Consider the following 24,188-nt stretch of genomic DNA (forward strand, 5'->3'; position numbering starts at 1 on the left):
AATTTGGCTAAATCAACGCCAACGACTTTAATTAAGGACATATGGACTCTCCACTTTTGTTGAAACTTCGCACTTTCAATATGGCACATTGATGCCGAAAAGGTGGGGGAGTCCATATCATTCGTTATGCGACAAGGAGGTCTAAGTGACAAAAAGTGAAGTACTTACCATTATTTGTTCACTGCTTGCTTTAACAATCTCTTTAATATCGCTGGTGCGAACGAGAAAGCATCAGGATAGAATTTTGCAGTTAGAAGAGATAAATGCTCGATTAAGTCAAAAGCAATTAGAAGAACTGGAAAGTGCAGACAAGCAAAAGTTAAAAACAAATATTGATATTTTCAGACAAGGTGGTTCACTAATTATTAGCAATAATGGTGGATCAGAAGCTTCAAATGTGTCGCTGTCATTTGCAAATTCTAAACAAAATTTACTTGCTCGCGGAGAACTTGATAAATTTCCACTACGAGTGTTACAACCATTCAAGAGCTTTGAACTGCTTGGTTTTTATAATACAGACCAAAGCCCAGAGCAGATTCAGGTAAGCTTAGAATGGACGAACCTTGATGGAACCAAGGGTGAAAACGTAGTCGACATCCAATGCTAATTCAGCGTGTCGCATAATCGGGTAGCCGGAGGTATCTAGCCTCCAGCCCCCACAATACCCTGCACCGAAGCGTCGGCCCGAGCGACTCCGCACAGGGCGTTTCCCAAAGACGTTTAAAACACACCGGCCGATTAGCTCCTGTGCATTCCAATAATGGCTTCTGCTTTTGCGCCAACGCTCCTAAACCTGGTCAGGCACGGAGTAGTTGAGCTGCACAGGCTCCTTATTGATCCTCAGGTTTGTGGCGGGTCGGCCCCCGACTTCACCGTGTCCCAACCATTACGATGGGCGTTTGGCTACTATGCCGTCTGCTGACTTCTGCTTAATCACAGAACGGCTTACACCGCTATGCGCTATCGGTTTTCATCTTTTTGCTCTTTTCAGTCGATGACGCTGAAAAGCCAAGGTACTTGTATACCAGAACCTCACTGGTTATTTACCGATCGCTTGTTAAGCAGATCTCTGGAAGGCCAGTCCCACCACAGATAAGAGCATGCACTTTCTCTGCACTGCTGCATCATTTACGGTGGCCGTTAGATCACATGGTTTCGTTGTCTTGGACCCAAAGCGCTTCACGGGGCCGGCCCTGCCAACTCACCTTCAGCCTACGCCTCATATGATGTTCTTATTTATCAGCTCGCAGATTTGCTAGCGGCTTCCTCCAGACAACCCCTCGCGGATTTGCCCTTGCCATTCGCTAGTAGTTATCATCTAATAACAAAATTAAGTCACTCACTACGTTCGCTGGGACAAAAACACGTAGGCTCCCTGCGCTTCGCTTGGTATTCTAGCCTACGTATTTTTGCCCGTTATGCGGGTATCAGCCGCTACTTGTAAATCCAGCCTTTCACTTCTCTTTTTTAGTGGTAATATCAAATCATATCCAATGGGAGTTATTTTATGTCTGATGCATTAAAAGTGATGCTTGAAAATATCGAGCAACTCAGTACTAAAGAAAAAGCTCTTGCTGCCCACTGTCTTTTAACTGCTATGGATACTAAGATTGATAGCGATGTGGAATCTGAGTGGGTAAAACTTGCAGAAGCTCGCAGCGCAGAGCTAGCGTCTGGTGCGGTAAAAAGCATTAGTTGGGAAGAGATAGAAAAGGATCTTAATTAAAAGATGCTACCTGTTTCCTTGTTAGCTCTTTGCCATCGGCATGGACAAAAATGGGGCAAACTCATCGACGCTTTGTCTTAAGCAGGTTTCCATACTCTATTATTTATAAAATTATCGAAAACAGGGAAATTAGTGTGGTAGCTATTATGCACAACCACCGAAAACCAGGGTATTGGTTCGAACGCGGCTAACAATACGTTCAAGCCACTTCCTCCGGTCGCTGGGACGCTCCCATGTGGGCTGACTCACTTCGTTCGGATTATAGCCCACACGCTAGCGCCCCTTAGCTTAATGTCAGGTGCCAAAGCGTAAAGGATTTACATCCATACTTTTATGAAGAATTCTTATGATCAGAATTTCCTGGCTACCTGTTTGTTTGTAGAACACAATATGACTACCTTGCGGAAATTTTCTGTATCCGTCTATTATTTCGTCGCAGCATTTACCGATATCAGGATTTTCAGACAACATCCAAAATGAATCGTCGAACTGCTTTAGGTATACATTACGCTGTTCTCGCCCCCATTTCCGTTGCGTAAACAGCGCAATGTCCTTCAAATCAGATTTTGCGAGTACAGTTAACTTAAATGGCTTCACTTTGTAAGTTCACTATCTAGTTCTGATATCAGGTGCTCAAGGTCGTATTCAACCTCGCCACTTTCTTCACCTGCTACAAGTAATTGGCGCAAAGTGTTTAATTTGGTCTCCTGTGTTTCTAGCAAGCGAAGAGCTGAGCGAATTACTTCGCTCGCTGAACCATATCGACCAGTTTGAATTTGGCTAGCAATAAAGCCATCAAAATGGTCACCAAGGGTAATGCTGGTATTTTTAGCCATTTGCTTTCTCCAAGTACCAATATATACCTAATTATGGTACTTGCACACTGTAAGTCAATAGCGCCTAACAAATGTTGGGGACACAATCACGCGGGCTCTGCTTCGCAGTGTAGCCCACGCGTTTTTGCCGCCAAATTAGGGTGTTCGCGGCCACGACGCAGTAATGCACAACATCCTGTACATGTACTCATTTCCGATCTAAACTTGTCTCATATAATGTACAAGTGGAGTGCAAAATGAGAATTGTCTCTTTTACCGAAGCACGAAATGGTCTAAAAGCCGTTTTGGACAGTGTAATCAACGATGCAGATACAACAGTAATCACTCGTCGTGACTCTGAAGATGCTGTTGTAATGTCATTAGATTATTACAACAGTCTTATGGAAACCGTTCATCTACTTCGTTCCCCAGCGAACGCTGAACACTTAAATCGTTCAATAGCACAGTATAAAGCGGCAAAAACGACCCAGCGAGAACTTATTGATGAGTAATAGGCTGTTATCATGGACTGATGAAGCTTGGAATAGTTACGTTTATTGGCAGACTCAAGACAAGAAAACCTTTAAACGTATCAATAAGTTAATTTCAGATGTTAAGCGTTCTCCATTTGATGGAATTGGAAAACCGGAACCTCTTAAAGAGAATCTTTCAGGTTTCTGGTCCCGCAGAATAGATGACACCAACCGTTTGGTATATGCCGTGGACGATACCGCAATTACGGTTATCTCGTGCCATTACCATTACTAGTAGGTGGCAGCTAACAATCAAATTAAGTCGCTCGCGGGCTCGCTGGGGTGTTAGCTGCCAAAATGTGAATCAAGCTTATCGTCTGGCAAACATACAGTTAGAATAGACATATTAAACTCCTCTCAAATAATCTTCTGGCGCTAATACTTTCAAACCGTCAAATTGTAATTCCGCATTTCGCAGATCTTTTAGATTATTCGTAATAATGCTCTCAGCATTTCCTGCTACTGCAAGTTCAATAAGAAAATTATCGCTTTCATCTTTTAAGTTTGGTCGCCACAAATAATGTATCTGCACCCATTCGTAAACACTAAAACAATGCTGCTAATAGCTTGTTCACTTCGTCCTCGGTTAGCGAGCACAACTCTTTGATTTTGTCTCGCTTGCTTACTGCTTCGTATTCCAAAAATAAGGTCGTGCTAATCAGCGGCTTCAACCGCCCCAACAAGCATTGTCGTATCACTTCTCAATTTGACAATGGCAGTCAACAACTCAATAAACTCACTTCCTTCGCTCGGTGAGACGCAAACACGTGCGCGGCTTCGCCATTATTGCACAAGTATTTATGCCCGTTATGCGGGAAATATACACAATTGGTCAGAATAACGTTTTAACATCGCGGTAAAAGTTTTCATGAGAACCAAAAGCTATTAATTCAAGTGTTACAGTGCCGTCCTCGTAGCTGTAACCTAGTAAGGTTAACTGCTTAACCATCTTGAACTTGTAAACGCAAAGAAAAGCTAGGTCGCCTTTTTTCTGGCCTCCTAGAAGAGGATCGTCCATCAGTTTCTTTACAGCTTCATCCAAGTCTTTTTTCTGATTCTTATGTAACTTCTTTACTGCTCTCTTAAAATTAGCTGTCTGTAAAACACTCGTAATCTTAGCCAAAATCGTAGGGCTCCAATTTCCCAGCCTCTTTTTCCGCTTTGGAGATAATTGCCTGCTTCACGAATTCGTATGGCAAATCAGGATTATCTTCCATCATTTCACCTATCTTTGCCCAGTGCTCAATCTGTTTTGGCATAGTTCGATTTAGTGCTTTGCCCATAATAGTAGCTTTTTCAACTAGGTCTTGGTCTAGTCTTACGCTCGCGGTTGCCATAATGTGTCTCCTAATAGTTCTTTATCGCATTGTAGCAATGCGCTACAAACGTAGCAAATTGCGCGCAACCTAAGTGCATAGATTTTTTAACGCGCAATGTATTTGTTAGCGTGCCATTTAACTATCGTAATAAAAGCAGCTTTCCACGGCTTGTTTATCAAGCAGCTTGGTAATAATAAATACGTGATCGCCTACCTCTAAACGCGTGCTGCCTTTAGGAATTAGCGTTGCCTCCCCTCGCGCAACTACCGCAATAATCGTTTGCGCAGGCAGCACCAGCTCACCAATCGACAGCCCTATTGCTGGTGAGTCTTCTATCAACTCTATTTCTATTAACTCTCGCTTGCTCTTGGCCACCTTCACTATTTCGATAGTGCTTGATTCTTTAGCCTTCGCATTCAGCACTAGTCCCAGCTTTTTCGCTGCAAAGGGTAAACTAGAGCCCTGAAGTAAGGCAGATATAAGTACGATAAAAAACACCACGTTGAATATGAGGTCGGCATTAGGTAGCTCGAATATCAACGGGAATATAGCCAAGATAATAGGCACTGAGCCGCGTAGCCCAACCCAGGATATTAAAAGTGATGCTTTAAACGAAAAACGACTTAGCATCATTAGCGGCATGACGATTAGCGGCCGCGCAACAAATATAAGCACGAAAGCTATGATTAACCCTTCTTTCCAGGTTTGAAAGAGATCGGTGGGTGTAACTAAAAGGCCTAAAATAACGAACATGGCGATTTGCCCAAGCCACGCAAGCCCGTCGAGAAACACAAAGGTGTTACGTTGATAAGAAAAACGGCTGTTTCCCACAATAACGCCCGTTATAAAGGTCGCTAGAAAGCCGCTGCCGTTTAGATTTGCGGCCAAGCCAAACGCTAACACCCCGAACAGCATGACAAACACCGGGTACAAACCAATAGCCATGAGGGTAATTCTTCTAAAAATCCATACTGCAACACCCCCAATACCGGCCCCCACCAAGGCCCCTACTCCCATTTGACTTACAAATAGCGACGCCAGCTCGATAGGCTGGGTGGAGGTGTCTTTTATGAGTGTAATTAACCCAACGGTGAGAAATATGGCCATGGGATCGTTTGATGCGCTTTCTAATTCTAGCGTGGCCTTAATTTTTGCAGGTATCGTAATGCCTGCATTTCTCAGTACAGAAAATACCGCAGCAGCATCTGTCGACCCTACAATAGCGCCAAGCAGCAGCCCCATATACAGCGGTAAGTTCAGAATATACATGGCCGCTATACCTGTGACCGTAGCGGTGCCCACTACACCAAGGGTGGCTAAAAGTGCCGCAGGTTTCCATGCTCGCTTTATCGACCTTTTCGAGGTTTGTAAGCCACCATCAAACAAAATAAGAATAAGCGCAAACGTGCCAATTGAATGAGCCACATCCACGTTATCAAAAAGAATTCTGCCAATGCCATCTTCTCCTGCCAGCATGCCAACACCTAAAAAGAGAACGAGCACCGGCACGCCAAACCGTGGCGACAATTTGCTGGCTAATACACCAAGTATGGCAAGCACAGCGCTGAGTAAAATAATGTGGTCGACCGCAAACATAAGAATATCCTTGTACTGAGTTGCGCGGAAAAATGAAGAAAACGGAAAGGCGCTAGAATAACAGGCTTATAAGCACGATTAAGCGCCACAATCGTACGGTTTCGTTGTTCGGCCTTTTTACCGTCTTTTTAAAACGCTTTTTACAGCACTTTTTAGAACGCTCTTTAATACTATTTGATGTCTCACACAACAGCGCTATATTTAGAGCTCGGTTTAGGGAGATTATAATTGAAAGACTTTGACATCATGTTTGATTATTTAAAAAGCATTCTGATGAACTATGATCAGGATATGGTGGTTGCCATCAACGAACCCGACCACTTTTATCTAAATACCCATCATGTTATGAAAAATAAACAGCCAATGTATTTCGCCTCAGCAAAGGTCAATAAGAATTACGTTAGCTTTCACCTGATGCCAGTTTATGTCTTTCCTGAATTACTCGACAAGGTGTCTCCTGAACTTAAAAAACGAATGCAGGGCAAGTCTTGCTTCAATTTTAAAACGTTCGACGACACTCTTATTGATGAATTAACAGCCCTTACTCGCGCCGGCTTTCATAAATTTGAACAAGCCGATTACTTATAGTGTCAGCGCACACAATAAATTTATTATATCAAAAACTAGTATTTACAATACTGTATGCTCTAATTTGACATTGAGCTTTCGCGTTTTATCCACTGAGAAATTAGTATGTTCTTCTTACTTACCTACACGGTTATTCCTGGCTATCTAGAAGCAAGGCAGCAGTATCGACAACAGCACATTCAATTGGCTAACGAGGCGGCTCAACGGGGTGAGCTCTGTTTAGGTGGTGCGTTATCTGACCCTACAGACTCGGCGGTGTTGCTTTTTAAAGGCGGTAGCGACGAAGTGGCAAAGCAGTTTGCTAAAAGCGACCCTTACGTGGTTAATGGCCTAGTAACAAACTGGACGGTAAGGCAATGGAACATAGTAATTGGCGCTGGTGTTGCCCCCATTGGTGTGTAGCCTATGGTTGCGATACAAAACAATAGTGATAACACGGAAGTGAAGCTAAGTAATATGGAAATAGTACTAGTACGACACGGAAAGCCCGAAAAATCCCAAAATACTCGCTTGGGAAGCGCGGGCTTCGCAAACTGGGTAAGAAATTACAATCACTCGATGGTTGCTAATACTAGTCGCCCAAACATTGTATTTACTGACAGCTTTGATGATTACTACGTGGTGTCTAGCGATTTGCCTCGTGCTGTTCATAGCTGTGAAATTGCACTCAACAAACCTCCAAACCTCAAATCGGCGCTATATCGAGAGATGGATATTCCGCGCTTCAAATTACCTTTTACCCTAAACGCGTGGACCTGGGTTTATGTAAACCGAGCTTTATGGACGGTAGGAAAAACCGGCCCGTTTGAATCTTATCGACAAGCAAAAAAACGGGCTAAAATTGCAGCACAAGAATTAATCACCATTGCGCAAAAAGAAGGTAAGGTTATTGTATTTGCCCACGGTTACTTAAACTTACATATGAGAAAACACTTTCGCAATTACGGCTTTAAGCAAACTTGCAAATCAAGCCAGTATTGGGGAGTCACCGCCTTTGAAAGCGGGTCACAGGAAACGTCATGTTAACTAACACTCTGATTTTTGGAAACTCCGCGTCTGGAAAATCAACCCTCGCCAAGGGGCTTGCGAATACATACGGTGTCGCCCATTTAGACTTAGACACCATAGCGTGGCAACCGCAATCGCCACCAGCGCGAATGCCTATGGCAGAGTCTAAAGCGTTGATAAATGCGTTTTTAAATACACACACTCACTGGGTAATTGAAGGGTGTTATTCTGATTTATTGGCGCTTGTGATGCCTTTAGCCAGTAACGTGCTTTTTCTCAATCTACCCGTTAATGACTGTATAAAAAATGCCAAAAACAGGCCGTGGGAGCCACATAAGTACGAGAGTAAGGAAGCCCAAGACGCCAACTTAGATATGCTTATACACTGGATTACGCAGTATACAGAACGCACTGACACATTTTCAAAAACGGCTCATGAACACCTATTTAATAGCTTTGAGGGCAACAAGCGCATGTTTGAGTCGAACAAAGCTAAGTCTCGCTGGCTTTCACAACAATGAAACTTAAGGCTTAAACCAGCTTAAATATGAACTCACTTAGACTTACATACGTGCTCAAATACTTGCTCAGCTAGGCGCTCAACTATCTTCTCAAATAATCGCTCAGATAGGCTCAGACACATACGCTTACGTTGTTTTAGCTAATGGCTTTACCAAATGCACTATAATTAGAATTTGGCATACCAACATGGAGTATTCTGATGCCCCCATTTATTCGTATTACTATTGCGTTGTTATTTTTATTTGCTGCGTTATTCTCATACAGCATGGGCTTTGAAACGGGCCTGTTTGCTCTTGTTGTACTTGGCTTTATCTTTGAGGCAGGGTTTTGGTTAGGCCTTTTCCCAATAAAAAGAAGAAAGCAAAAATTTTAGTGCATCACTCTGTGGTCACCGGTTTGCTTGCCAATTTGAGCAACAGCTTGAGCACCTGTTTGAGGAATTAGCTGCCCGAGGCTTTAACTGTTGAATATTTAACCAGTCTATTTTACATTAACCTCTCTAAAATTAAGTAAACGGGCTCAAATTCTACTGCGCTGTTGTCATTGTGCTGAAGTTGTTGAAGTAGAGTACTCTCTTACCTAGCACGGACGTACCTCAATGACCAAAATATTTACTATTGGCGACAGCATTTCCCAAGGCTTTATGTCAGGCAGTGCAGCTAACACGCGACTTAGTTACAGCACACTGCTTGCCGACGCCCTTGGCGAACCCAACTACCGTTACCTTCGCTGGGATGAGCGCTATAAAACAAAAATTGATTTAGAACGCATTTTTAGGGCACTGGAAAGGAAGTTTGGCGCTAACATTCGTGGCCTTGAATGGCTAAATGCATTTTCAGTAATCAATAGCGTGCTCGATCAGGCTGAAGACTTTTACGAGCGGGGGGACGGCATGCCGGGTAACCCCGTGGGTAGCGATTTCGACTCGCTAGGTTTTCACAATGTGGCCGTAGAGGGGATGGATGTGGGCGATGCCTTTATGGTCACTCCCCGCTCATGCCTAGATGTAATAGCAAACAGCACCGCCACCGGCGATGGCTACCTTCAAGCCGTGAGTACGCCCTTTTCCAGAAATGCTTATCGCGTACTTAACCCACTAGGCGATGAGGGGTTAGACACCTTCGGCAACTTTACCGCCGTTGACTGGCTTAAGCATTGCGCGAGAGAAGAAGGCGTTGAAAATCTCTGCCTGTGGCTTGGCGCTAATAACGCGCTAGGCACGGTGTTAAGCCTCAATATAGCCCAAACACCAAATGACCCCGAACGAGTGCTACAGGCTTCGCGCAAGGAGCGTAGCCAATGGAATTTATGGCACCCCAACGACTTTCACGCCGAATACGACATGCTGTTAAACAAGGTTGTTGACGCTATGGCAGACAATAAGGAAAGTGACTGGAAAGTTTTCGTTGGCACGGTTCCTTTGGTCACTATTGCGCCTATTGCCAAAGGAATGGGCGAAAAGCGGGTAATAACCGATCCTTCTCGGCCTGATAAAAAGGCCCTTTATTATGAGTTTTATTCTTATTTTCCGCTGTCAGAATCAGCTGCAAAGGGGTGTGGTAAATACCTCCCGTTTAGAGATGCGGTATTCATCGATAAAACTATCAATGAGTTTAATCGCAGTATTAAAGCGTTGGTGGCCGCTAAAAATGACGCGTTAGGCAGCGAACGCTTTCATATTGTTGATATTGGTAATGACTTAACTGAAATGGCGTGGAAGCGCAATTTTGGAGAGCCTACCTACCCTCTGCCTGAAGCTTTACAGTTTGTTTATCCTCCCATCGACACCAAGTACTACGATACATCGACCGAGGGCGACATTTTATCTGGCGGTATTTTTAGCCTAGACGGGGTGCACCCCACAGCGATAGGACAAGGCATCATTGCCGACGCATTTCTCAAAGAAATACAAAACGCCCGGCCCAATGAATCGGTAACACCGCTTAATTGGCAAAACATTATTGCAAGCGACTCATTGCGACAAAAACCCATTACCTTAATGAGCGAATTGTATGAGCACGATAAGCTGGTGAAATTTATTTGCTCCGTGGGCGATATTATTCGCTTTAGAGACTAATGCGCGTGTTAGTTCGCATTATGCCAACCATTTCCACCAAACAAAGACCAACAAAAATCCGAACAAATAAATAAGCCCTAAATAGCTTATCGCCGTAACCCATTTGCTTGGCGCGGCGTCTTTATGCAGCTGACTACGGGCCACTAATCTATGATTAAGCCACGCGAAAACCGGGGTTGTCACAAAAGCGAGGGTCATCGCAAACCCTAGCATGGCTAACAGCGCTGATTTAAAAAATAGCACTATGGCAAAACTTATCGCTGCCATGACAAGCAGCACTACTGTAACCAGAGCGTTCTGAAGGTCTTTTTCACTGTTTGGTGCTTCGCCCGCTTTTTTCGGTAAAAGCAGCGAAATACCTTCTGCGACCACTCGCGCATAACCATCGTAAACGGTGAGTGCCGAGCCGAAAATACACAGAAAGGCCACCAGCGCTATAAGCCCATGGGCCCATTCACCAATAGTGGCAGAATACATGCTAATTAGCTGATGAGAAAACCCGATGCCGCTTGTGGCCAGAGGCGTGCCGCTTGAATAGAGTACCAATGCACCTAGCCCTAAAAACAACATGGCAAGCGCCACCGTTACGCCGTAGCCAAGATTAAAATCGAACAGCGCGCTTTTAGGAGTAACCGCTTTGTCTTTGCACTGACGCTTTAGCCACAGCGATGTAATTGACGATATTTCAATAGGCGCAGGCATCCACCCCATGGTAACAACTAAAAACCCGAGGGTTGCTAACGTCCATGGAGAAGGAGGTGTCTCTTTGGGCGTAACCGGGGCGTACCCTACTAGGGCAACAACAAATACCACAATAGTCGCTACCACCAAGACGCCCATTATGCCCTTAGCAATATTGTCTAAGCCTTCAAAATGCCCTGCTAACAAAATGACTAAAATAAGGCCCAATACCAAGGATGAGGAGAGTGTGATCGCGATATCGAAAGGCACAAAGTACGAGAGTAAACTGGCGGCGAACAGTAAAAGTGCGGCTGCATTGACCACAGAGGCGAGCATATTTAAGCACAGCGCCGACGCTAAATAGCGCTTACCCATACTAAGATAACCCTGTTGCAGGGTGTTCTGAGTACTTATGGTGTAGCTTACCCCGGCCCTAAAAAAAGGGTACTTCAGTATATTAACTACAAGAATGAGTATGGCAAGCTGCCAGCCAAACTTAGCCCCAGCCTGGGTTGATGCCACAAGGTGACTTCCTCCCACGGCCGCTGTGGCCATGAGCACTCCGGGCCCTAGGAGCGATAAGAGTGCCCGAAATCGGGAAATTAGCGACATAAATGGCAAGGTGATCTCTTAACTATTAGCAAACAATGAGCAAAGATAACAGGTTAATTACACAGGGAAAAGGTTAACTAATTTCTATTAGCTAGCCGCATCAGGTATCAGTAAACGGCGTTTAAAAGCTGTACATTGCACCTGTGAAAACAAACGCACTGTTATCGCTATAGTCGCCGCGCTCAAAGCCCCGCCCTTTAAACAAATACGCACCGCCAATAGCCAAGCGCAAATTAGGCAATACGTTATAGCGCCATCTAGCCTCTACTTGATGACCGATAAAATCATCCACACTTTCAGGGGCTTTTTGGTACCACATGGCTTTATAGCCAAGCAGCACATGGTGGGCGCCTGCAGGTTTGCTAATGCTGCGCAACCCTACCGTTTTCAAGTTTCTGCGGGGCATGGCTTGATACACATCCGTTGGCCCAAAATCAAAACGTCTCACACCAAATAAACTGTCGAAATTCTCAATTCTGTTGTCTGACGTATCGTTATCACCACTGATGTAATCTACCTCGGCGCGTAAAAAGGTATTGGCAGTAATCTTTTTGCCTAGATAGCCAAAAAGCATGTAGGCGCGAACGTCTTTATCTAAAGTGTCGTCAGCGGCTCTGGTTTCTCTTGCGGTTCCAGTTTGACCGACCACCTCTATGTTGCCCTTCCAACCATGACTAAACGCTTTGGTATAATCTACGGATAAGGTATACAAGTCTCTGTTATTCGTGGCTAACTCATCGCCGTCATCTTCTTTTAGCCAGTAGCTTTGTAACTTTACATTGTCATCGGGAGAGGTGATGTATGCGCCGAATAACCGTCTCTCGCTGTAGCTTTTATCAAATGCTCGCTCGTTTGCATCAACACTTGCCGCATCGAGAGGAAAACGCACCACAGGCTGAATATATATCCCACTGACATTCCACTGTGAGAATGTAGCGTCTACCACTACTCCGTCGTAACTGTTTGTGGCATTGCGGTAGACGGTTTTTGCCAGCAGGCGACGGCTGCCGTAGTCAAGCTCCATTCGCCCTACTTTGATGGCGTCTATATTGGCTAACGATGTTGGCGCATAAGTAACATAGAACTGCACGGGCTCAAGTGTATTTACCTGATTGGCACCCAAGGTAGGGTCGTTATCATCAAGAAAAGCCCTGGAGTCTCTTACATCCAGAGTTGCGCTAATATTGTTGTAGCTTACCGTGGTGTTAACAATAATTCGGGTAGAAATACGCTCGTTGTTTTGCTCGCGCTGCTCACGTGTAGTAGGAAAAATAGGGTTATGCAGCGACTCATAGCGCACTCTTAGTGAGCCTGATACGTCCACGTGCACTTGGTTGTCGTTGTGTATCGCTGTATCCGCTAACGCATTATTAGCCACAAGTGGCGACAATATAATTAGCGCTATAGAGAAAAGAAAGAAAGGAAAAGCGAAGAGTAAAGGTAACCGACTAAAAAAAGAACGCATTAACAACCCATAAAGACCTAAAAAATTATGGGTTGTGATTATACGCAGAGCTACTCATAACGCACTATCTGTTTACGTGTAGCGCGTTATTTGTATTGGGCTATCGTCTATCGTAGTGCACTTTTTTCTGAGGGTGCTGGTAGTAGCCCTCTTTTAACAGGCGCTTGAACCTTGTTAACTTACCTTCCAGCGTTAGCTCATCAATGCCTTTATTAAACAGCGACAGCACTAGCTGACTGTTTTGCCTACCCTTTGGCACAATAAGATGGGTAGTTACGGTAGAAATATTAGGAGAAATAAGGGCCACGCTATCTCGCTCAGCGTCAGTGAACTCACGCTCTAACAAGTACCAGCCGGTTAGCTCATCAATGGGAAAAATATCAATATCGCCATTAACAAGAGCTTCTAAGTTTTCCTGATCGCTACCTCGCCTTACCACGTTTTCATTGCCTTCAATAAAAGCAGCAATTTCGTCGTTGTAGAGATACCCTTCTGTGATGCCCATTTTCAAATCGGCGATATCGCTTAGCTCAGACCAGGTGCGTATTTCTTTTTCACTATTCACATAAAAGACTAAACTTTCAGCGCTAATTGGCTTGCTGTGAAAAAACTCATTTTCTCTGGAGCGAACAAAATTGCCGTAAGATAGCGCATCATACTCACCGGCCAAGGTAGCTTCTAACGCTTCATCCCATGGCATTGATACATACTCAACCTGCACCCCAGTTTCTAACAGCGCGTCGGTAATGATGTGGTTAATATAGCCGCCGTGCTGCATATCTGTTGAGGTATAAGGCGCATACTCGGTGGTTGCTATTTTTAACTTCAACCACGCATGACCGTGACTCGCCGACGGTATAAAAGCGAGTAAAAATATAATGGTAAATACTGTTCTCATAATAATTCCCCTAAGCGCTTAGAAATAAATTCCAAGGTTAATATTGAGTCTGTGCGTGGTGTCTTGCAGGCCGCCGATGTCTAAGCCAATTCCTGGGCCACCGGAAAACCACATATTTTTGCCTCGAATGCTATCCACATACATGAATAATTTATCCCATCCCACGCTACAGCCATTCACCCACTGAGATGAGTTTTTACCTGAGGCATCATCACCTTTAGCAAGACTGAACTCTGAGTAGCATGTCATTGACGATATATTGTCAAAGTCGTATGGCACCGAGTAGATGAGGTTGGCCGAGTAGGTTTGTCCGTCTGCCGCAGCCAAAAAAGGAAAGGTAAACGAAGATAGCGCTAAACGATCGTCAGCCTGACCTTCAGGCGCAGCTAAGTTGTATTCGTAATTGATATACTGAAGTTCTACCTTAACGTCATTTTGAGTATGACGCATGTGCAGGGCATAGGCATTCATATCGCCACTGCTAGAGGTATCTAAGTTGAGAATATTACCATACTGATAAGACGCACCAATCTCAGTGGTAGCGCCTCTAATAAAACGGCCAGTGTAATTTGCACGCAAGTTATACTGTCCATCTTCTGAGTTTCTAAACTCACCATCGTCAGCAACATCGAAGGAATAGCGGCTAAACTTCGCAGCGTCGTTATATTCATCGTTCATGAAGTAGGCCGCCTGAAAATCCCAGTTGCCTCGCGTATGATTTATTTTAACGCCAGCATCGTAGTCGTCTTCAAACCCTAGGTAGTAATTGACTGAAAACCAGAAACTGTTACTGGCGAAGGGCTGTAAGCCAAAAGGCGTTTGCGTAATACCACCGGTAATCTCTGTACGATCGTTAAAGTGATAGGTTAGATCGGCAAAACGAACCGTATTGAAGTCGACATTTTCATACCAACGGTACTCCGCTTTATAACTAAATTGATCCGATTTACCAGCCACACCCAGTTTAAAGGATTCAAATTCAAAGCCGTCTCTAAAATCAGGGATAAGCCAGTCTTGATGCCCGTAGTTAACACGTGCATGACCAGAAAGAGTAAAAGGTAATTCGTCAGCTATCGCTGATGTGCAAATGCCGATAGAGCAGGCAATGCTAACACCGCCGATTATCGATAGCATTATGGGGAGTTTTTTCATTGCAGTTCCTACAAGTAAATTGGCGAAACAAGAGAGAAGAAGGCTTACGAAAGGTGTTTTTGATTACCTAGCTTTCAAAAAATAATTCTACGCCGAGAGATTTTCAGCCATGGTATCAGCCCTTCTCAAACCTTACAAAAATATAGCGTTGCTCATGTACCTTTTTACACTTAAACCCTACGCTGTGAAAACAATTGATACTGCATACTAAAACTTATTGCTGTACGTCAAAGTCATAGGCGCAAAGCGCCCACTCTTGCCATCTTTATATCTTACATTCCGTCGTGTTATGTTTATAACGCTGAACTGAAGCCGTTTCTTTTTTATCAAACTTCAAACGCACTTTTATCAATTTTTAGTGTCTGAAGCTTCTCGATGCAGTCTGCCACCGCGCAATGAAAGAGGTAAAACAATGCACGCTATGAAACGCTCAATCCTTGCAGATATTGCTGCAATTGCTGCTATTGCTGCACTTATTGCGATAACTTTTTACTGGATTGAAGCGCGAAGAGAAGTCATTATTTTATGCGACAATTTCTACCCTGGCATATCAAAAGCCAATGTAGAGCGTCAGTTGAACACCGCTGAACTTTTAACGTGGCGTACGGAATTTGTCGCTAACGGCAGCAAAATAGAAGTGTCCAGTCCGCTTCATTTTGGCATTATGCAGTGCAACATTAGTTTTAATAAACAAGACATCGTTTGGAGTGCCACACTCGAGTAGGCACCAACCAATTAATGTGCGATTTACTACGGCCATCTTATGCCTAGCATTGAAAAGTTGTCACAAATTGGTGCAACGTTTACATCGCCGCAACACACTGTTTACGCATGAGATAAGAGTCGTAAAGGCAGGCATACCATTCGCTGATTTGACGATGTAAAGTTACCCCCTCCCCTCTATATTCCCACTTGCTGTAAACGTACAATTACATTGTGTATTCTCAACGCAAGCTATCAATCATGCAAAAACCAAATCACAGTGTCATCGAAGACGTATTCGCTTTAGTTAGCGCGGGTTTATTTGTTGCGTTTGGCGTGTTCTTATTCCAATCTCAAGACTTAATGGTAGGCGGTGCTGCAGGTTTAGCATTATTAGGTACCTACTCAGTGGATATAGATTTTGGCGTACTTTTCTTTCTCATCAATATTCCCTTTTATGCTTTAGCGTGGACGCAAATAAGTAAGCGATTCACTATAAATACCTTTATTTCTGTTACCACGGTATCGGTGCTTACTGAGCAAATTCCAGCCTTTGTTGATATAAGCCATGTAAACCCATTTTTTGCTGCGATATTTGGCGGCATCCTCATTGGTGTGGGTATGCTAATGATGTTTCGCCATAGCTCTAGCTTAGGGGGTATCGGCATTATGGCGTTCTTTTTACAACAGCGCTTTAATATCCGTGCTGGCTTTTTCCAGTTAACCGTAGATAGCGTCATACTGCTATGCGCCCTACAGTTTATAGAGTGGCACCTTGTTCTGATCTCTATTCTTGCTGCGCTTTGCCTAAACATGGTGATTTCGCTTAATCATCGCCCCGAGCGTTACGCGCCGGTATCAAAAAACAAGAACATCAGTAAAAGTGTGAGTAGCGCTGATGCTGACAACACCGCGCGCTCGGCTGAACAAAATATTTCTCATAGTAATAATGAGCATTTAGACAACGGATTGCACCCTCAAAACAGCTAGTGTGAACGTAAGAGTTTGACAGGGCTCTTTTGGTCTGCCTATTTTTAGCTGGTTTGCACCTATCGCGCGTAAAAGAAAAGCCCGATTGACTCACATCAATCGGGCTTTTTTGAATCACTTATTTGTATCTTTACCGCTTAGGTACGTTGGCGTCAACTTTAGCTACTGCTTCTTTTTTAGCAGGCGTTGGTGGACGACTTACCGCACCACGGTTCACTCTCGGTCTTGAAAACGAAGTACGCATACAAACCTCACTTATGAGTATTGGCAACGATGCTGATAATGAAACATTCATTTCACACGTTCATTGCCCGGCACATTATAGGCACAAGGTAGGCTAAAGCGCCTCATTCTTTCGTTGAATAGTTATTAATAATATTTTAGCTATTCGCTGTATAATACTGTTTCTGTGAAGAAAAGAGCTTATAAAAAATCGAGCAGCAAGTGCCTAAAAAAACGGATACACCGGCATACTCAACAGATTAAGCGTACCTCACAATGCGCGGAACGCGACTAGATACACGCGTCATCAGCTCATAATCGATTGTGCCCGCACAATCGGCCACTTCGCTGATAGAAATATTTTCACCCCACAACTCTACCGTATCGCCCGTGGTAACATTATTAATGTGAGTTACGTCAATGGTTATCATATCCATGGATACCCGACCTACAAGCGAGGCGCGCTGCCCTCTTATCATCACGGGCGTGCCATTAGGGCAGTGTCGTGGGTAGCCGTCGGCATAACCTATTCCCACTGTGGCAATTTTACTTGGTTTATGGGCACGCCATGTCTGCCCGTAACCTACCCCTTCACCTTCATCGATATCTCGAAGGGCAATTACACTAGAGCGCAAGGTCATTGCAGGGAATAACGGCACCTTCGAGCTAATGAAAGATTGAGTAGACACCTTTCCACCATAAACACCGAGCCCTAACCGATTCCAATGCCCTTGAGATTGTGGCCAGTTCACGCTTGCTGGCGAGTTTGCTAGGCTAACTGGTAGCGATAACGACGCCACTTTGTTTTCAAACCTAGCCATTTGGATAGCGGTGAAGTCGTTATCTGGGTCGTCGGCGCTGGCAAAATGCGTAACCAGATTGGTTTCTTGTGTAAGTAAACTGTGGTTTTGAGCCACCACCTCTTCAATGTCATTGACAGAAAATCCTAACCGGTGCATGCCGCTATCGACTTTTAACCAGATATGAGGGCGATTAGACGCTTCACATTTTTGCATCCACTGCAGCTGTTCATAGGAATGCATCACCAGAATACAGTCATATTGCGCTGCCATCGCGCACTCTTTGGCTTGATGTGCACCTTCAAGCACGACTATTGGCACAGTGATGCCAGCCTCTCTTAATGCCACCGCCTCTTCAATAATAGCAACTGCAAAGCGCGGCGACACGTGCTGCAGAATGCGTGCAACATTAATAGCACCATGGCCATAGGCATCGGCTTTAATCACTGCCATAGACTGGCTGTGTTTTGCCATAGACGACAATGTTTTGAAATTTCGAAGTACGGCGTCTGCGTGGATGATGGCTTGAGTTTGACGGCTCACAGATTAACTCTCACTGCTCAAAAAGGTTGCTAATCACAATATAATCACTTTCTGACGATATTTAACGAAGTCGATTATATCATGAGTTAAACAATACCGCGTTTGTCTTTACCCGTGGTTTACAGCCTATTGCTTTTGCATTTATGCATATAAAAAGCGGGCGTTCTTAGGTACCGTTGAACAAACGTTTTACCTTTGGATAAATGTCGTTATTCTAAGCCCTGTGTTTCTGATTTTTTACTAGAGTATTTTCCCATGCCGTTGCCACAGTCATCTTCTTCTCATTCCCTTATCTACGATTTAGCGCGTATTGTATCTGAGGGTAGAAACCCAGACACCCTCGATATAGATACCCTTTCAACTGTTGATGTGCTTTCAAGAATAAATGCTGAAGATGCCAAAGTAGCGACGAGCGTAGCCACGCAAATACCCGCCATTGCACAAACTGTGGATGCAGCAACGCGAAGCATTAAGGCAGGCGGCAGACTCATTTACATTGGCGCGGGTACTAGCGGTAGATTGGGTATTTTGGACGCGGTTGAATGTAGACCGACGTTTAGCGTGCCCGATTCGCTGGTAGTGGGAATTATTGCAGGCGGTGACGACGCCATAGTTCACGCAGTTGAAGGCGCTGAAGACAACAAAGCAGCAGGCAAAGACGACTTGGTTGCCATATCGCTTACTCCAGAAGATACCGTAGTTGGCATTTCGGCAAGTGGCCGTACACCTTACGTAAGCGGTGCATTAACTTATGCCAGCGAGCTTGGTTGCACAACCGCCGCGATTGCCTGCAGTCCTGACGCCGCCATTTTTGAGCCTGCCGCCATTGCAATATGCCCCGTGGTTGGGCCTGAGGTATTAACAGGCAGTACACGAATGAAGTCGGGCACCGCACAAAAAATGATCCTTAATATGATAAGCACCGCCACTATGGTCAAGTTGGGTAAAACCTATGAAAACCTGATGGTGGATGTAAACGCAACGAATGAAAAATTGAAAGCTCGAGCGTGTCGTATTGTAATGCAAGCCACCGAATGCGATGAAGCTACAGCCGTGCAGGCCCTCGATGCCTGCGGCAATAAAGCTAAAGTAGCCATTCTCATGGTACTGACTAACACCACTGCTGAACAAGCGGCGCAAGGCCTTAGCGATCACAACGGGTACCTAAGAAATGCTGTCAAAGCCAATCCTTCAAGCGAATTAACTTCGCAGCCGGATAACAAGACCATATAAACGCAGTGGTTGTGGTCTAGCGCATTGAGAATAGAGAGTAGCGCATTGAGCATTGGCTATTCTCAATGGGCTGTTCAGATGGCATATCCGACCTGGCTACCTAACATGCACGATATTGTTAGAATGAAAGAGATACGCCGCTATTAATAAAAGCCATTAATTAAAGCTATTAGTAAAAGCTAGCAATGGCAAAAAGGGAGCCACAATGAGAGAAATTATCACGCCAAAAGACTTCTTACGGTTTGTTATTTCGGTTTTTCACAACGGCCTCAAGTACACAAGCCTATGCTTGGGGTCTTGTTTAGGATTATGTTTAGGAATGGGGATTTCCTTTAACGCTTCGGCAGAGGCGTTAAAAGTTGGCGCTGAACAGTTTGATGCCTATGTACCCTTATTAACAGATAAGCGCGTTGCGTTAGTTGTAAACCAAAGCGCCTTAGTGTCTTATCCAGAACCACTCAATAGCCTTGATGCTACCCCTAATTCGGCGGACTCTCATGGGGTCAGTTCATCTTCATCAGGTACCCAGCATTTACTAGATGCGTTGCTAAATCGCAATATCAATGTGGTAAGTATTATGTCTCCCGAGCATGGTTTTAGAGGAGACAAGGACGCAGGAGAGAAAGTAGACAGCAACACCGACATTCAAACGGGCTTACCCATTCACTCCTTATATGGCACAACCAAAAAGCCCACTGCAGCGATGTTAGAAAATATCGACACCGTGGTTTTCGACATACAGGATGTGGGGGTGCGCTTCTATACCTACCTCAGTACTCTACATTACGTTATTGAGGCCGCATTTGAGCAAGGCATTGATGTAATTGTGCTTGATAGACCCAATCCGAATATCGCCTATGTCGATGGGCCAATTCTTACACCGCCTTTCACCTCATTTATTGGTATGCATCCTATTCCCGTACTTCATGGAATGACGCTAGGTGAACTTGCCAACATGATAGTGGGAGAGGGTTGGTTAGGCACTGATAAACGCGCAAAGCTAACGATTGTCCCCGTGGCAAATTACACCCGAACCACTTCCTATTCGCTTCCCACAGCGCCCAGCCCAAACCTTCCAAATGATAGTGCGATTCGGCTGTACCCTACTCTGTGCTTTTTTGAGGGTACATCGGTGAGCATTGGACGTGGGACTGACCTGCCGTTTCAACTTATTGGTCACCCAATTGCGAAGTTAGGCAGCAGCCGTATTGAGGTAAATGCCAACCGAGGAGCGTCTAACCCGAAGCACAAAGATCGCACATTGTTTGCTAAAATTCTTGCTCCTGAGCCTAATGTTCTCGACTCTTATGATACTGAGTTTTCACACTTGAAAAACACTAAAACTGAGAAGCAAATATCAACGTTAAAGGCGGAGAAAAGCGCCTCCCCAAAACCGAGTTCAAAAGAGCTAAAAACAGACGATAAATACGCCGAAAAAGCAGCACTTAAAAACACAAAATTAAGCTCAATTAGCGGGCTGCATATTCAAACTCTGTTAGACACATTTAATATGGTTAAACCCACTGGCGAACCCTTTTTCACTCGCCCGCACTTTTTCGATAAATTGGCGGGTAGTTCTTCGTTAAGAGAAAGCATTCTAGCAGGTAAAAACGCAGATGAAATTCATGCGACATGGCAGGCAGGCCTTGTCAATTTCAAGGCGCAACGTGAACCCTATTTACTGTACTCTGAGCACACCCTACATGACTCAAAATAAAGTTAGCAACTGCTTACTAACTAAAAGTCTTGGAAGTTGAAATTAATGCTATCCTCGCATTAATTAAAAGAAACTGGTTTGTGACAGCTTTAGCGTATTTTTATACTTTGCGGCATCAGTTGTTCATGTATCTTTTTAAAAGCCTTACTATAAAAATACATTGAGATTAGTAAGCGCTCACATATAAATTTAAATTAATACGCATCTTGTGTTAGCTAAAGGGCTTGATTGAACATAATTTAAGATGTTGTTTGAAAGAAAACGTCACTCGCATTAGTCATTCAGTAGAACTGAATCAACAGTGTTATGCTGTAAAGAACATAGCAATATACAGCGTAAATTTTGACTTATTTCTTGGGAAAAACTTTATAAAATTTACCTTAAGATAACGCGTTAGATGTCTAAAAACGTTGTTAGCGAGTACTTACAGACTGCTGACTTTTGCAGTGATTTCGGCATGCTTGTCTAACCTTTTTACTTTCGTATTTACTGAGTAATTTATAGGCCTATTTATTCACAAGTTGAGGTAAGCGTTAAACTCATTTTTGCTTCTGTTTTTGCCATTGTATTTACCCTAACTTTTGCTCTAATTCTTGCCCACTTTCCAGCTTACTGTTCACCCTATTTTGCGCCCTAGTTTTTACTCTATTTTTCGCTCTAATTTTTGCCTTACTTTTTCCTTCTTGCCTGCCCAGTTTTCAGCCCTTCTGTTAGCGCTAACATTAATAATGGGCACGGATATAAAACAGTATTGCTACTGTTTCCAGCTGACTGGAGATTTGCCTTCTGCATCAATTTTTCCGCTCAATACTTTCATCAATGTTTTAAGGCTTTGACCAGATACCTTTGTGATAGGCTCATCAACACCACCGCCTTTCGACTCATTTTCCCTTACCGCATTTTCTTGAGAAACAGTTACTGCATAGTCATAGGTTGCAATGCCAATGTCTGCAAATTCCATTGCTATTTTTGCGGTGTAAGGCATTCTCATTGCATTGAAAATTACGGTTTTATCTTGCGATCTAGCCAGCTTCATCGCATATAGGCCAAACTCATTGAGTTGAGCTTCGCTCGCTCTTTTTGTGAGTAGTGAGGGTTTATCTAACCCGCCCAGTTCATAAGTGGCGTGAAGCGGCGTAATATCACCAACAATTAATGCATGAGATTGCTCAATTAATCGTGCGACTAATTTTTTGTTCGGCAACTGAATAAGCGATAAACAGGCGTATTGAGCATGAGCATTAACAGAAAGTATCGCGTCTTCGAGGGCTAAACACCGGGCCGCATCAGGCATTAGCGCTATCCACTTCTCTGCTCTTACAGGAAGCTTATCTTTCCCAAACAATAAAGTAACAGACGACTCAGAAAGCGCTTTCTCAATTTGTTTTCCCTTTAAATACAATACACTTGTAGTTTCATTCTTTTGTCCGCTACCTTTCAATGTTTTCGGGTTTATTTCTGTATTGTTAAGCGTATTGGTTGTTAGCCCTGTTACATTTGCTGTGGTGGCATTTTTGGTGTCACGCGATAAACTCTCATCAGTATTTGCCGCAGTTTCATTAAGCCACCACGACATAGGTTTACTCACGTACCGCCCTAACTGATGATGTAACTTCATGCGCAACACCCTTTGATGTGATGCTGTTAACCGTTCCATCTTTTGCTTATCTTTCACCGTTCGCATTGCAAGGCTATTTAGCATGACTTTAAACGCCTCTATGTTTTGTAGATTGCGAATGGTATATGGCATAAGCGCAATGTCTGCACCCGCGTCAAAGGCCATCATCACCGCCTCTTCTTCTGTAAAAAACTGTGATATGCCTGCCATATCCAATGCATCAGTTACAATGAGTCCATCGAAGCCTAAACGGTTGCGCAACATGCCGGTCAAGATGCGCTTAGATAAGGTGGCCGGCACAATTTGTAGTTCACCTTGCTTGTTTTTGATAGTGGTATTATCAAGGGATGGATATTGAATATGTGCACTCATCACCATGGCTGGTGGTGTGTCGCTATTAATAATATTAGCGAATGGAAGTAAGTCGCCAGACTGTGCTTGTTTAAGCGAATGGTCAACTCGCGGCAGTCCCGAATGACTGTCTACGCGAGTATCTCCATGACCAGGAAAATGTTTAAGCGCGCTTAGTACACCTGCTTTTTGCATAGCCGACACAAAGGCTTCACCAAGTTCTGCTGTCTGCTCAGGGCTTTCACCAAAGCTGCGCACATTAATCACGGGGTTGTTAGGTTCGCTATTAATATCAACCGAAGGGGCGAAGTTGGTATTTATTCCCAGCGGCAGCAATGTTCTGCCTATGTGCTCACCAATGTTACTAGCAAACGCGTTGCCATGTTGATGCGCAGACGCCCCAATAGCCAAGTTACCCGCAAAAGCAGGTAATATAGTGGTAGGTAACCGAGCCACCCGCCCACCTTCTTGATCAATGGCAATAAAGAGGGCTTCTTTTCCCGCCTGTCGCATGTTGGCCTGTAGCTCGTAGTTCATTGTTACAAGCTGCTTGGCGCTATGAATATTTTCACTAAAGAGTATTACGCCACCAATATTTTCACTACTGAGTAAATTCAATAGAGGTTGTGGCATTACCGTAACAGGCGTTCTGCATTGTTTAGACGGTGTGTCGTCTTGGCAAAAGTAGCGAAAATCTAACATCATTTTTTGCCCTATCATGAGCTTGGCCTTTTTAAGTTCAGCATCACTGATTTCAACATTGGTGCTGCTAGGCGAAACATTAGTTGTAATGCCAGCTTCAAGAGCAGTTGCAAAACTCGCTGAGTGATCAGATGCGAGGCTGGACACAGCTCCACAAGCAAAGAGACCAAGGCACAATACACTTTTACTTAACAGCGTTAACACAAATGAAGGTGAACGAAATGATTTAATGACGGGGCTTTCAACTTTATTAAATATGAAGAACGACAATGTTTATCTAATCCTTGGTAACAACGCACACAATACGGTACGCTACTA

The 24,188-nt window shown here is 44.1% G+C and carries 26 protein-coding genes; 14 read left to right on the forward strand and 12 right to left on the reverse strand.

What is annotated here, in order from left to right; translation table 11 throughout:
- Positions 1–145 precede the first annotated feature (145 nt).
- The gene (locus tag O9X84_RS17135) at positions 146–607 is read left to right on the forward strand and encodes a hypothetical protein (protein ID WP_269520900.1); all 462 of its coding nucleotides are present in this window, start codon (positions 146–148) and stop codon (positions 605–607) included.
- A gap of 900 nt (positions 608–1,507) precedes the next feature.
- Positions 1,508–1,726, forward strand: a complete 219-nt coding sequence (locus tag O9X84_RS17140; protein WP_269520901.1) for an addiction module protein — start codon at positions 1,508–1,510, stop codon at positions 1,724–1,726.
- A 294-nt stretch (positions 1,727–2,020) separates the two neighbouring features.
- On the opposite strand, the gene O9X84_RS17145 is transcribed toward O9X84_RS17140, so the two are convergent.
- The gene (locus O9X84_RS17145) at positions 2,021–2,323 is read right to left on the reverse strand and encodes a type II toxin-antitoxin system RelE/ParE family toxin (protein WP_269520902.1); all 303 of its coding nucleotides are present in this window, start codon (positions 2,321–2,323) and stop codon (positions 2,021–2,023) included.
- Entirely contained in the window at positions 2,320–2,562 is a 243-nt protein-coding gene (locus O9X84_RS17150; RefSeq protein ID WP_269520903.1) for a type II toxin-antitoxin system ParD family antitoxin, read from the reverse strand. Before O9X84_RS17150 ends, O9X84_RS17145 begins: the two co-directional genes overlap by 4 nt.
- A 236-nt stretch (positions 2,563–2,798) precedes the next feature.
- Between O9X84_RS17150 and O9X84_RS17155 the strand changes: the two genes are divergently transcribed.
- Positions 2,799–3,053 carry a type II toxin-antitoxin system Phd/YefM family antitoxin gene (locus tag O9X84_RS17155; protein ID WP_269520904.1) on the forward strand — a complete coding sequence of 85 codons (255 nt, stop codon included), beginning with the start codon at positions 2,799–2,801 and terminating at the stop codon, positions 3,051–3,053.
- On the forward strand, positions 3,046–3,309 hold the full coding sequence (locus O9X84_RS17160; RefSeq protein ID WP_269520905.1) for a Txe/YoeB family addiction module toxin: 264 nt from the start codon (positions 3,046–3,048) through the stop codon (positions 3,307–3,309). Before O9X84_RS17155 ends, O9X84_RS17160 begins: the two co-directional genes overlap by 8 nt.
- A 111-nt stretch (positions 3,310–3,420) precedes the next feature.
- On the opposite strand, the gene O9X84_RS17165 is transcribed toward O9X84_RS17160, so the two are convergent.
- The 4 genes from O9X84_RS17165 to O9X84_RS17180 form a co-directional block, all read right to left on the reverse strand.
- Positions 3,421–3,591 carry a PIN domain-containing protein gene (locus O9X84_RS17165; RefSeq protein WP_269520906.1) on the reverse strand — a complete coding sequence of 57 codons (171 nt, stop codon included), beginning with the start codon at positions 3,589–3,591 and terminating at the stop codon, positions 3,421–3,423.
- 315 nt (positions 3,592–3,906) lie between these two features.
- Positions 3,907–4,197, reverse strand: coding sequence for a type II toxin-antitoxin system RelE/ParE family toxin (locus O9X84_RS17170; protein ID WP_269520907.1), 291 nt, complete (start codon positions 4,195–4,197; stop codon positions 3,907–3,909).
- Positions 4,190–4,411: a TA system antitoxin ParD family protein gene (locus tag O9X84_RS17175; protein ID WP_012518669.1), complete on the reverse strand. Its 222-nt coding sequence runs from the start codon at positions 4,409–4,411 to the stop codon at positions 4,190–4,192. The genes O9X84_RS17170 and O9X84_RS17175 overlap by 8 nt, the downstream gene beginning before the upstream one ends.
- Before the next feature lie 117 nt (positions 4,412–4,528).
- Positions 4,529–5,989, reverse strand: coding sequence for a potassium/proton antiporter (locus O9X84_RS17180; RefSeq protein ID WP_269520908.1), 1,461 nt, complete (start codon positions 5,987–5,989; stop codon positions 4,529–4,531).
- 228 nt (positions 5,990–6,217) lie between these two features.
- On the opposite strand from O9X84_RS17180, the gene O9X84_RS17185 reads away from it, so the two are divergent.
- From O9X84_RS17185 to O9X84_RS17210, 6 genes are all read left to right on the forward strand, one after another.
- Entirely contained in the window at positions 6,218–6,577 is a 360-nt protein-coding gene (locus tag O9X84_RS17185; protein ID WP_269520909.1) for a hypothetical protein, read from the forward strand.
- A gap of 105 nt (positions 6,578–6,682) precedes the next feature.
- Entirely contained in the window at positions 6,683–6,979 is a 297-nt protein-coding gene (locus tag O9X84_RS17190) for a YciI-like protein (protein ID WP_269520910.1), read from the forward strand.
- A gap of 3 nt (positions 6,980–6,982) precedes the next feature.
- A complete protein-coding gene (locus tag O9X84_RS17195) occupies positions 6,983–7,603 on the forward strand; it encodes a histidine phosphatase family protein (RefSeq protein WP_269520911.1) in 621 nt (206 codons plus the stop codon).
- Entirely contained in the window at positions 7,597–8,106 is a 510-nt protein-coding gene (locus O9X84_RS17200; RefSeq protein ID WP_269520912.1) for a shikimate kinase, read from the forward strand. The genes O9X84_RS17195 and O9X84_RS17200 overlap by 7 nt, the downstream gene beginning before the upstream one ends.
- Before the next feature lie 200 nt (positions 8,107–8,306).
- Positions 8,307–8,480, forward strand: a complete 174-nt coding sequence (locus tag O9X84_RS17205; RefSeq protein WP_200883130.1) for a hypothetical protein — start codon at positions 8,307–8,309, stop codon at positions 8,478–8,480.
- Positions 8,481–8,705: 225 nt separating this feature from the next.
- Positions 8,706–10,184, forward strand: a complete 1,479-nt coding sequence (locus O9X84_RS17210) for a hypothetical protein (RefSeq protein WP_269520913.1) — start codon at positions 8,706–8,708, stop codon at positions 10,182–10,184.
- Between the two features lie 18 nt (positions 10,185–10,202).
- Here the strand turns inward: O9X84_RS17210 and O9X84_RS17215 are convergent, their stop codons facing one another.
- The 4 genes from O9X84_RS17215 to O9X84_RS17230 form a co-directional block, all read right to left on the reverse strand.
- Complete coding sequence (locus O9X84_RS17215) at positions 10,203–11,477, reverse strand: NRAMP family divalent metal transporter (protein ID WP_269520939.1); 1,275 nt, start codon at positions 11,475–11,477, stop codon at positions 10,203–10,205.
- 121 nt (positions 11,478–11,598) lie between these two features.
- On the reverse strand, positions 11,599–12,942 hold the full coding sequence (locus tag O9X84_RS17220) for an alginate export family protein (RefSeq protein WP_269520914.1): 1,344 nt from the start codon (positions 12,940–12,942) through the stop codon (positions 11,599–11,601).
- Positions 12,943–13,042: 100 nt separating this feature from the next.
- On the reverse strand, positions 13,043–13,840 hold the full coding sequence (locus O9X84_RS17225) for a substrate-binding periplasmic protein (RefSeq protein WP_269520915.1): 798 nt from the start codon (positions 13,838–13,840) through the stop codon (positions 13,043–13,045).
- An 18-nt stretch (positions 13,841–13,858) separates the two neighbouring features.
- Entirely contained in the window at positions 13,859–14,992 is a 1,134-nt protein-coding gene (locus O9X84_RS17230) for a hypothetical protein (protein ID WP_269520916.1), read from the reverse strand.
- Between the two features lie 412 nt (positions 14,993–15,404).
- On the opposite strand from O9X84_RS17230, the gene O9X84_RS17235 reads away from it, so the two are divergent.
- Together O9X84_RS17235 and O9X84_RS17240 are read left to right on the forward strand one after the other, a co-directional pair.
- Positions 15,405–15,716, forward strand: a complete 312-nt coding sequence (locus tag O9X84_RS17235) for a hypothetical protein (protein WP_269520917.1) — start codon at positions 15,405–15,407, stop codon at positions 15,714–15,716.
- Between the two features lie 239 nt (positions 15,717–15,955).
- Entirely contained in the window at positions 15,956–16,684 is a 729-nt protein-coding gene (locus O9X84_RS17240; protein WP_269520918.1) for a YitT family protein, read from the forward strand.
- Positions 16,685–17,166: 482 nt separating this feature from the next.
- On the opposite strand, the gene alr is transcribed toward O9X84_RS17240, so the two are convergent.
- Positions 17,167–18,249, reverse strand: a complete 1,083-nt coding sequence (gene alr / locus O9X84_RS17245) for an alanine racemase (protein WP_269520919.1) — start codon at positions 18,247–18,249, stop codon at positions 17,167–17,169.
- 255 nt (positions 18,250–18,504) lie between these two features.
- On the opposite strand from alr, the gene murQ reads away from it, so the two are divergent.
- The gene (gene murQ / locus O9X84_RS17250) at positions 18,505–19,482 is read left to right on the forward strand and encodes an N-acetylmuramic acid 6-phosphate etherase (RefSeq protein ID WP_269520920.1); all 978 of its coding nucleotides are present in this window, start codon (positions 18,505–18,507) and stop codon (positions 19,480–19,482) included.
- A 319-nt stretch (positions 19,483–19,801) separates the two neighbouring features.
- Positions 19,802–21,199: an exo-beta-N-acetylmuramidase NamZ family protein gene (locus O9X84_RS17255; protein WP_269520921.1), complete on the forward strand. Its 1,398-nt coding sequence runs from the start codon at positions 19,802–19,804 to the stop codon at positions 21,197–21,199.
- A 754-nt stretch (positions 21,200–21,953) separates the two neighbouring features.
- Here the strand turns inward: O9X84_RS17255 and O9X84_RS17260 are convergent.
- On the reverse strand, positions 21,954–24,017 hold the full coding sequence (locus O9X84_RS17260) for a glycoside hydrolase family 3 N-terminal domain-containing protein (protein WP_269520922.1): 2,064 nt from the start codon (positions 24,015–24,017) through the stop codon (positions 21,954–21,956).
- Positions 24,018–24,188 lie beyond the last annotated feature (171 nt).

Source organism: Alteromonas sp. BMJM2, from assembly GCF_027257845.1.
Taxonomy (GTDB): Bacteria; Pseudomonadota; Gammaproteobacteria; order Enterobacterales; family Alteromonadaceae; genus Alteromonas.

Coding starts and splice junctions, on each gene's coding strand:
- O9X84_RS17230 (WP_269520916.1), bottom strand. CDS start 14,992: ATGAAAAAACTCCCCATAATGCTATCGATAATCGGCGGTGTTAGCATT.
- O9X84_RS17180 (WP_269520908.1), bottom strand. CDS start 5,989: ATGTTTGCGGTCGACCACATTATTTTACTCAGCGCTGTGCTTGCCATA.
- O9X84_RS17200 (WP_269520912.1), top strand. CDS start 7,597: ATGTTAACTAACACTCTGATTTTTGGAAACTCCGCGTCTGGAAAATCA.
- O9X84_RS17155 (WP_269520904.1), top strand. CDS start 2,799: ATGAGAATTGTCTCTTTTACCGAAGCACGAAATGGTCTAAAAGCCGTT.
- O9X84_RS17205 (WP_200883130.1), top strand. CDS start 8,307: ATGCCCCCATTTATTCGTATTACTATTGCGTTGTTATTTTTATTTGCT.
- O9X84_RS17140 (WP_269520901.1), top strand. CDS start 1,508: ATGTCTGATGCATTAAAAGTGATGCTTGAAAATATCGAGCAACTCAGT.
- murQ (WP_269520920.1), top strand. CDS start 18,505: ATGCCGTTGCCACAGTCATCTTCTTCTCATTCCCTTATCTACGATTTA.
- O9X84_RS17220 (WP_269520914.1), bottom strand. CDS start 12,942: ATGCGTTCTTTTTTTAGTCGGTTACCTTTACTCTTCGCTTTTCCTTTC.
- O9X84_RS17225 (WP_269520915.1), bottom strand. CDS start 13,840: ATGAGAACAGTATTTACCATTATATTTTTACTCGCTTTTATACCGTCG.
- O9X84_RS17235 (WP_269520917.1), top strand. CDS start 15,405: ATGCACGCTATGAAACGCTCAATCCTTGCAGATATTGCTGCAATTGCT.
- O9X84_RS17255 (WP_269520921.1), top strand. CDS start 19,802: ATGGGGATTTCCTTTAACGCTTCGGCAGAGGCGTTAAAAGTTGGCGCT.
- O9X84_RS17190 (WP_269520910.1), top strand. CDS start 6,683: ATGTTCTTCTTACTTACCTACACGGTTATTCCTGGCTATCTAGAAGCA.
- O9X84_RS17160 (WP_269520905.1), top strand. CDS start 3,046: ATGAGTAATAGGCTGTTATCATGGACTGATGAAGCTTGGAATAGTTAC.
- O9X84_RS17240 (WP_269520918.1), top strand. CDS start 15,956: ATGCAAAAACCAAATCACAGTGTCATCGAAGACGTATTCGCTTTAGTT.
- O9X84_RS17195 (WP_269520911.1), top strand. CDS start 6,983: ATGGTTGCGATACAAAACAATAGTGATAACACGGAAGTGAAGCTAAGT.
- O9X84_RS17210 (WP_269520913.1), top strand. CDS start 8,706: ATGACCAAAATATTTACTATTGGCGACAGCATTTCCCAAGGCTTTATG.
- O9X84_RS17175 (WP_012518669.1), bottom strand. CDS start 4,411: ATGGCAACCGCGAGCGTAAGACTAGACCAAGACCTAGTTGAAAAAGCT.
- O9X84_RS17215 (WP_269520939.1), bottom strand. CDS start 11,477: ATGTCGCTAATTTCCCGATTTCGGGCACTCTTATCGCTCCTAGGGCCC.
- O9X84_RS17150 (WP_269520903.1), bottom strand. CDS start 2,562: ATGGCTAAAAATACCAGCATTACCCTTGGTGACCATTTTGATGGCTTT.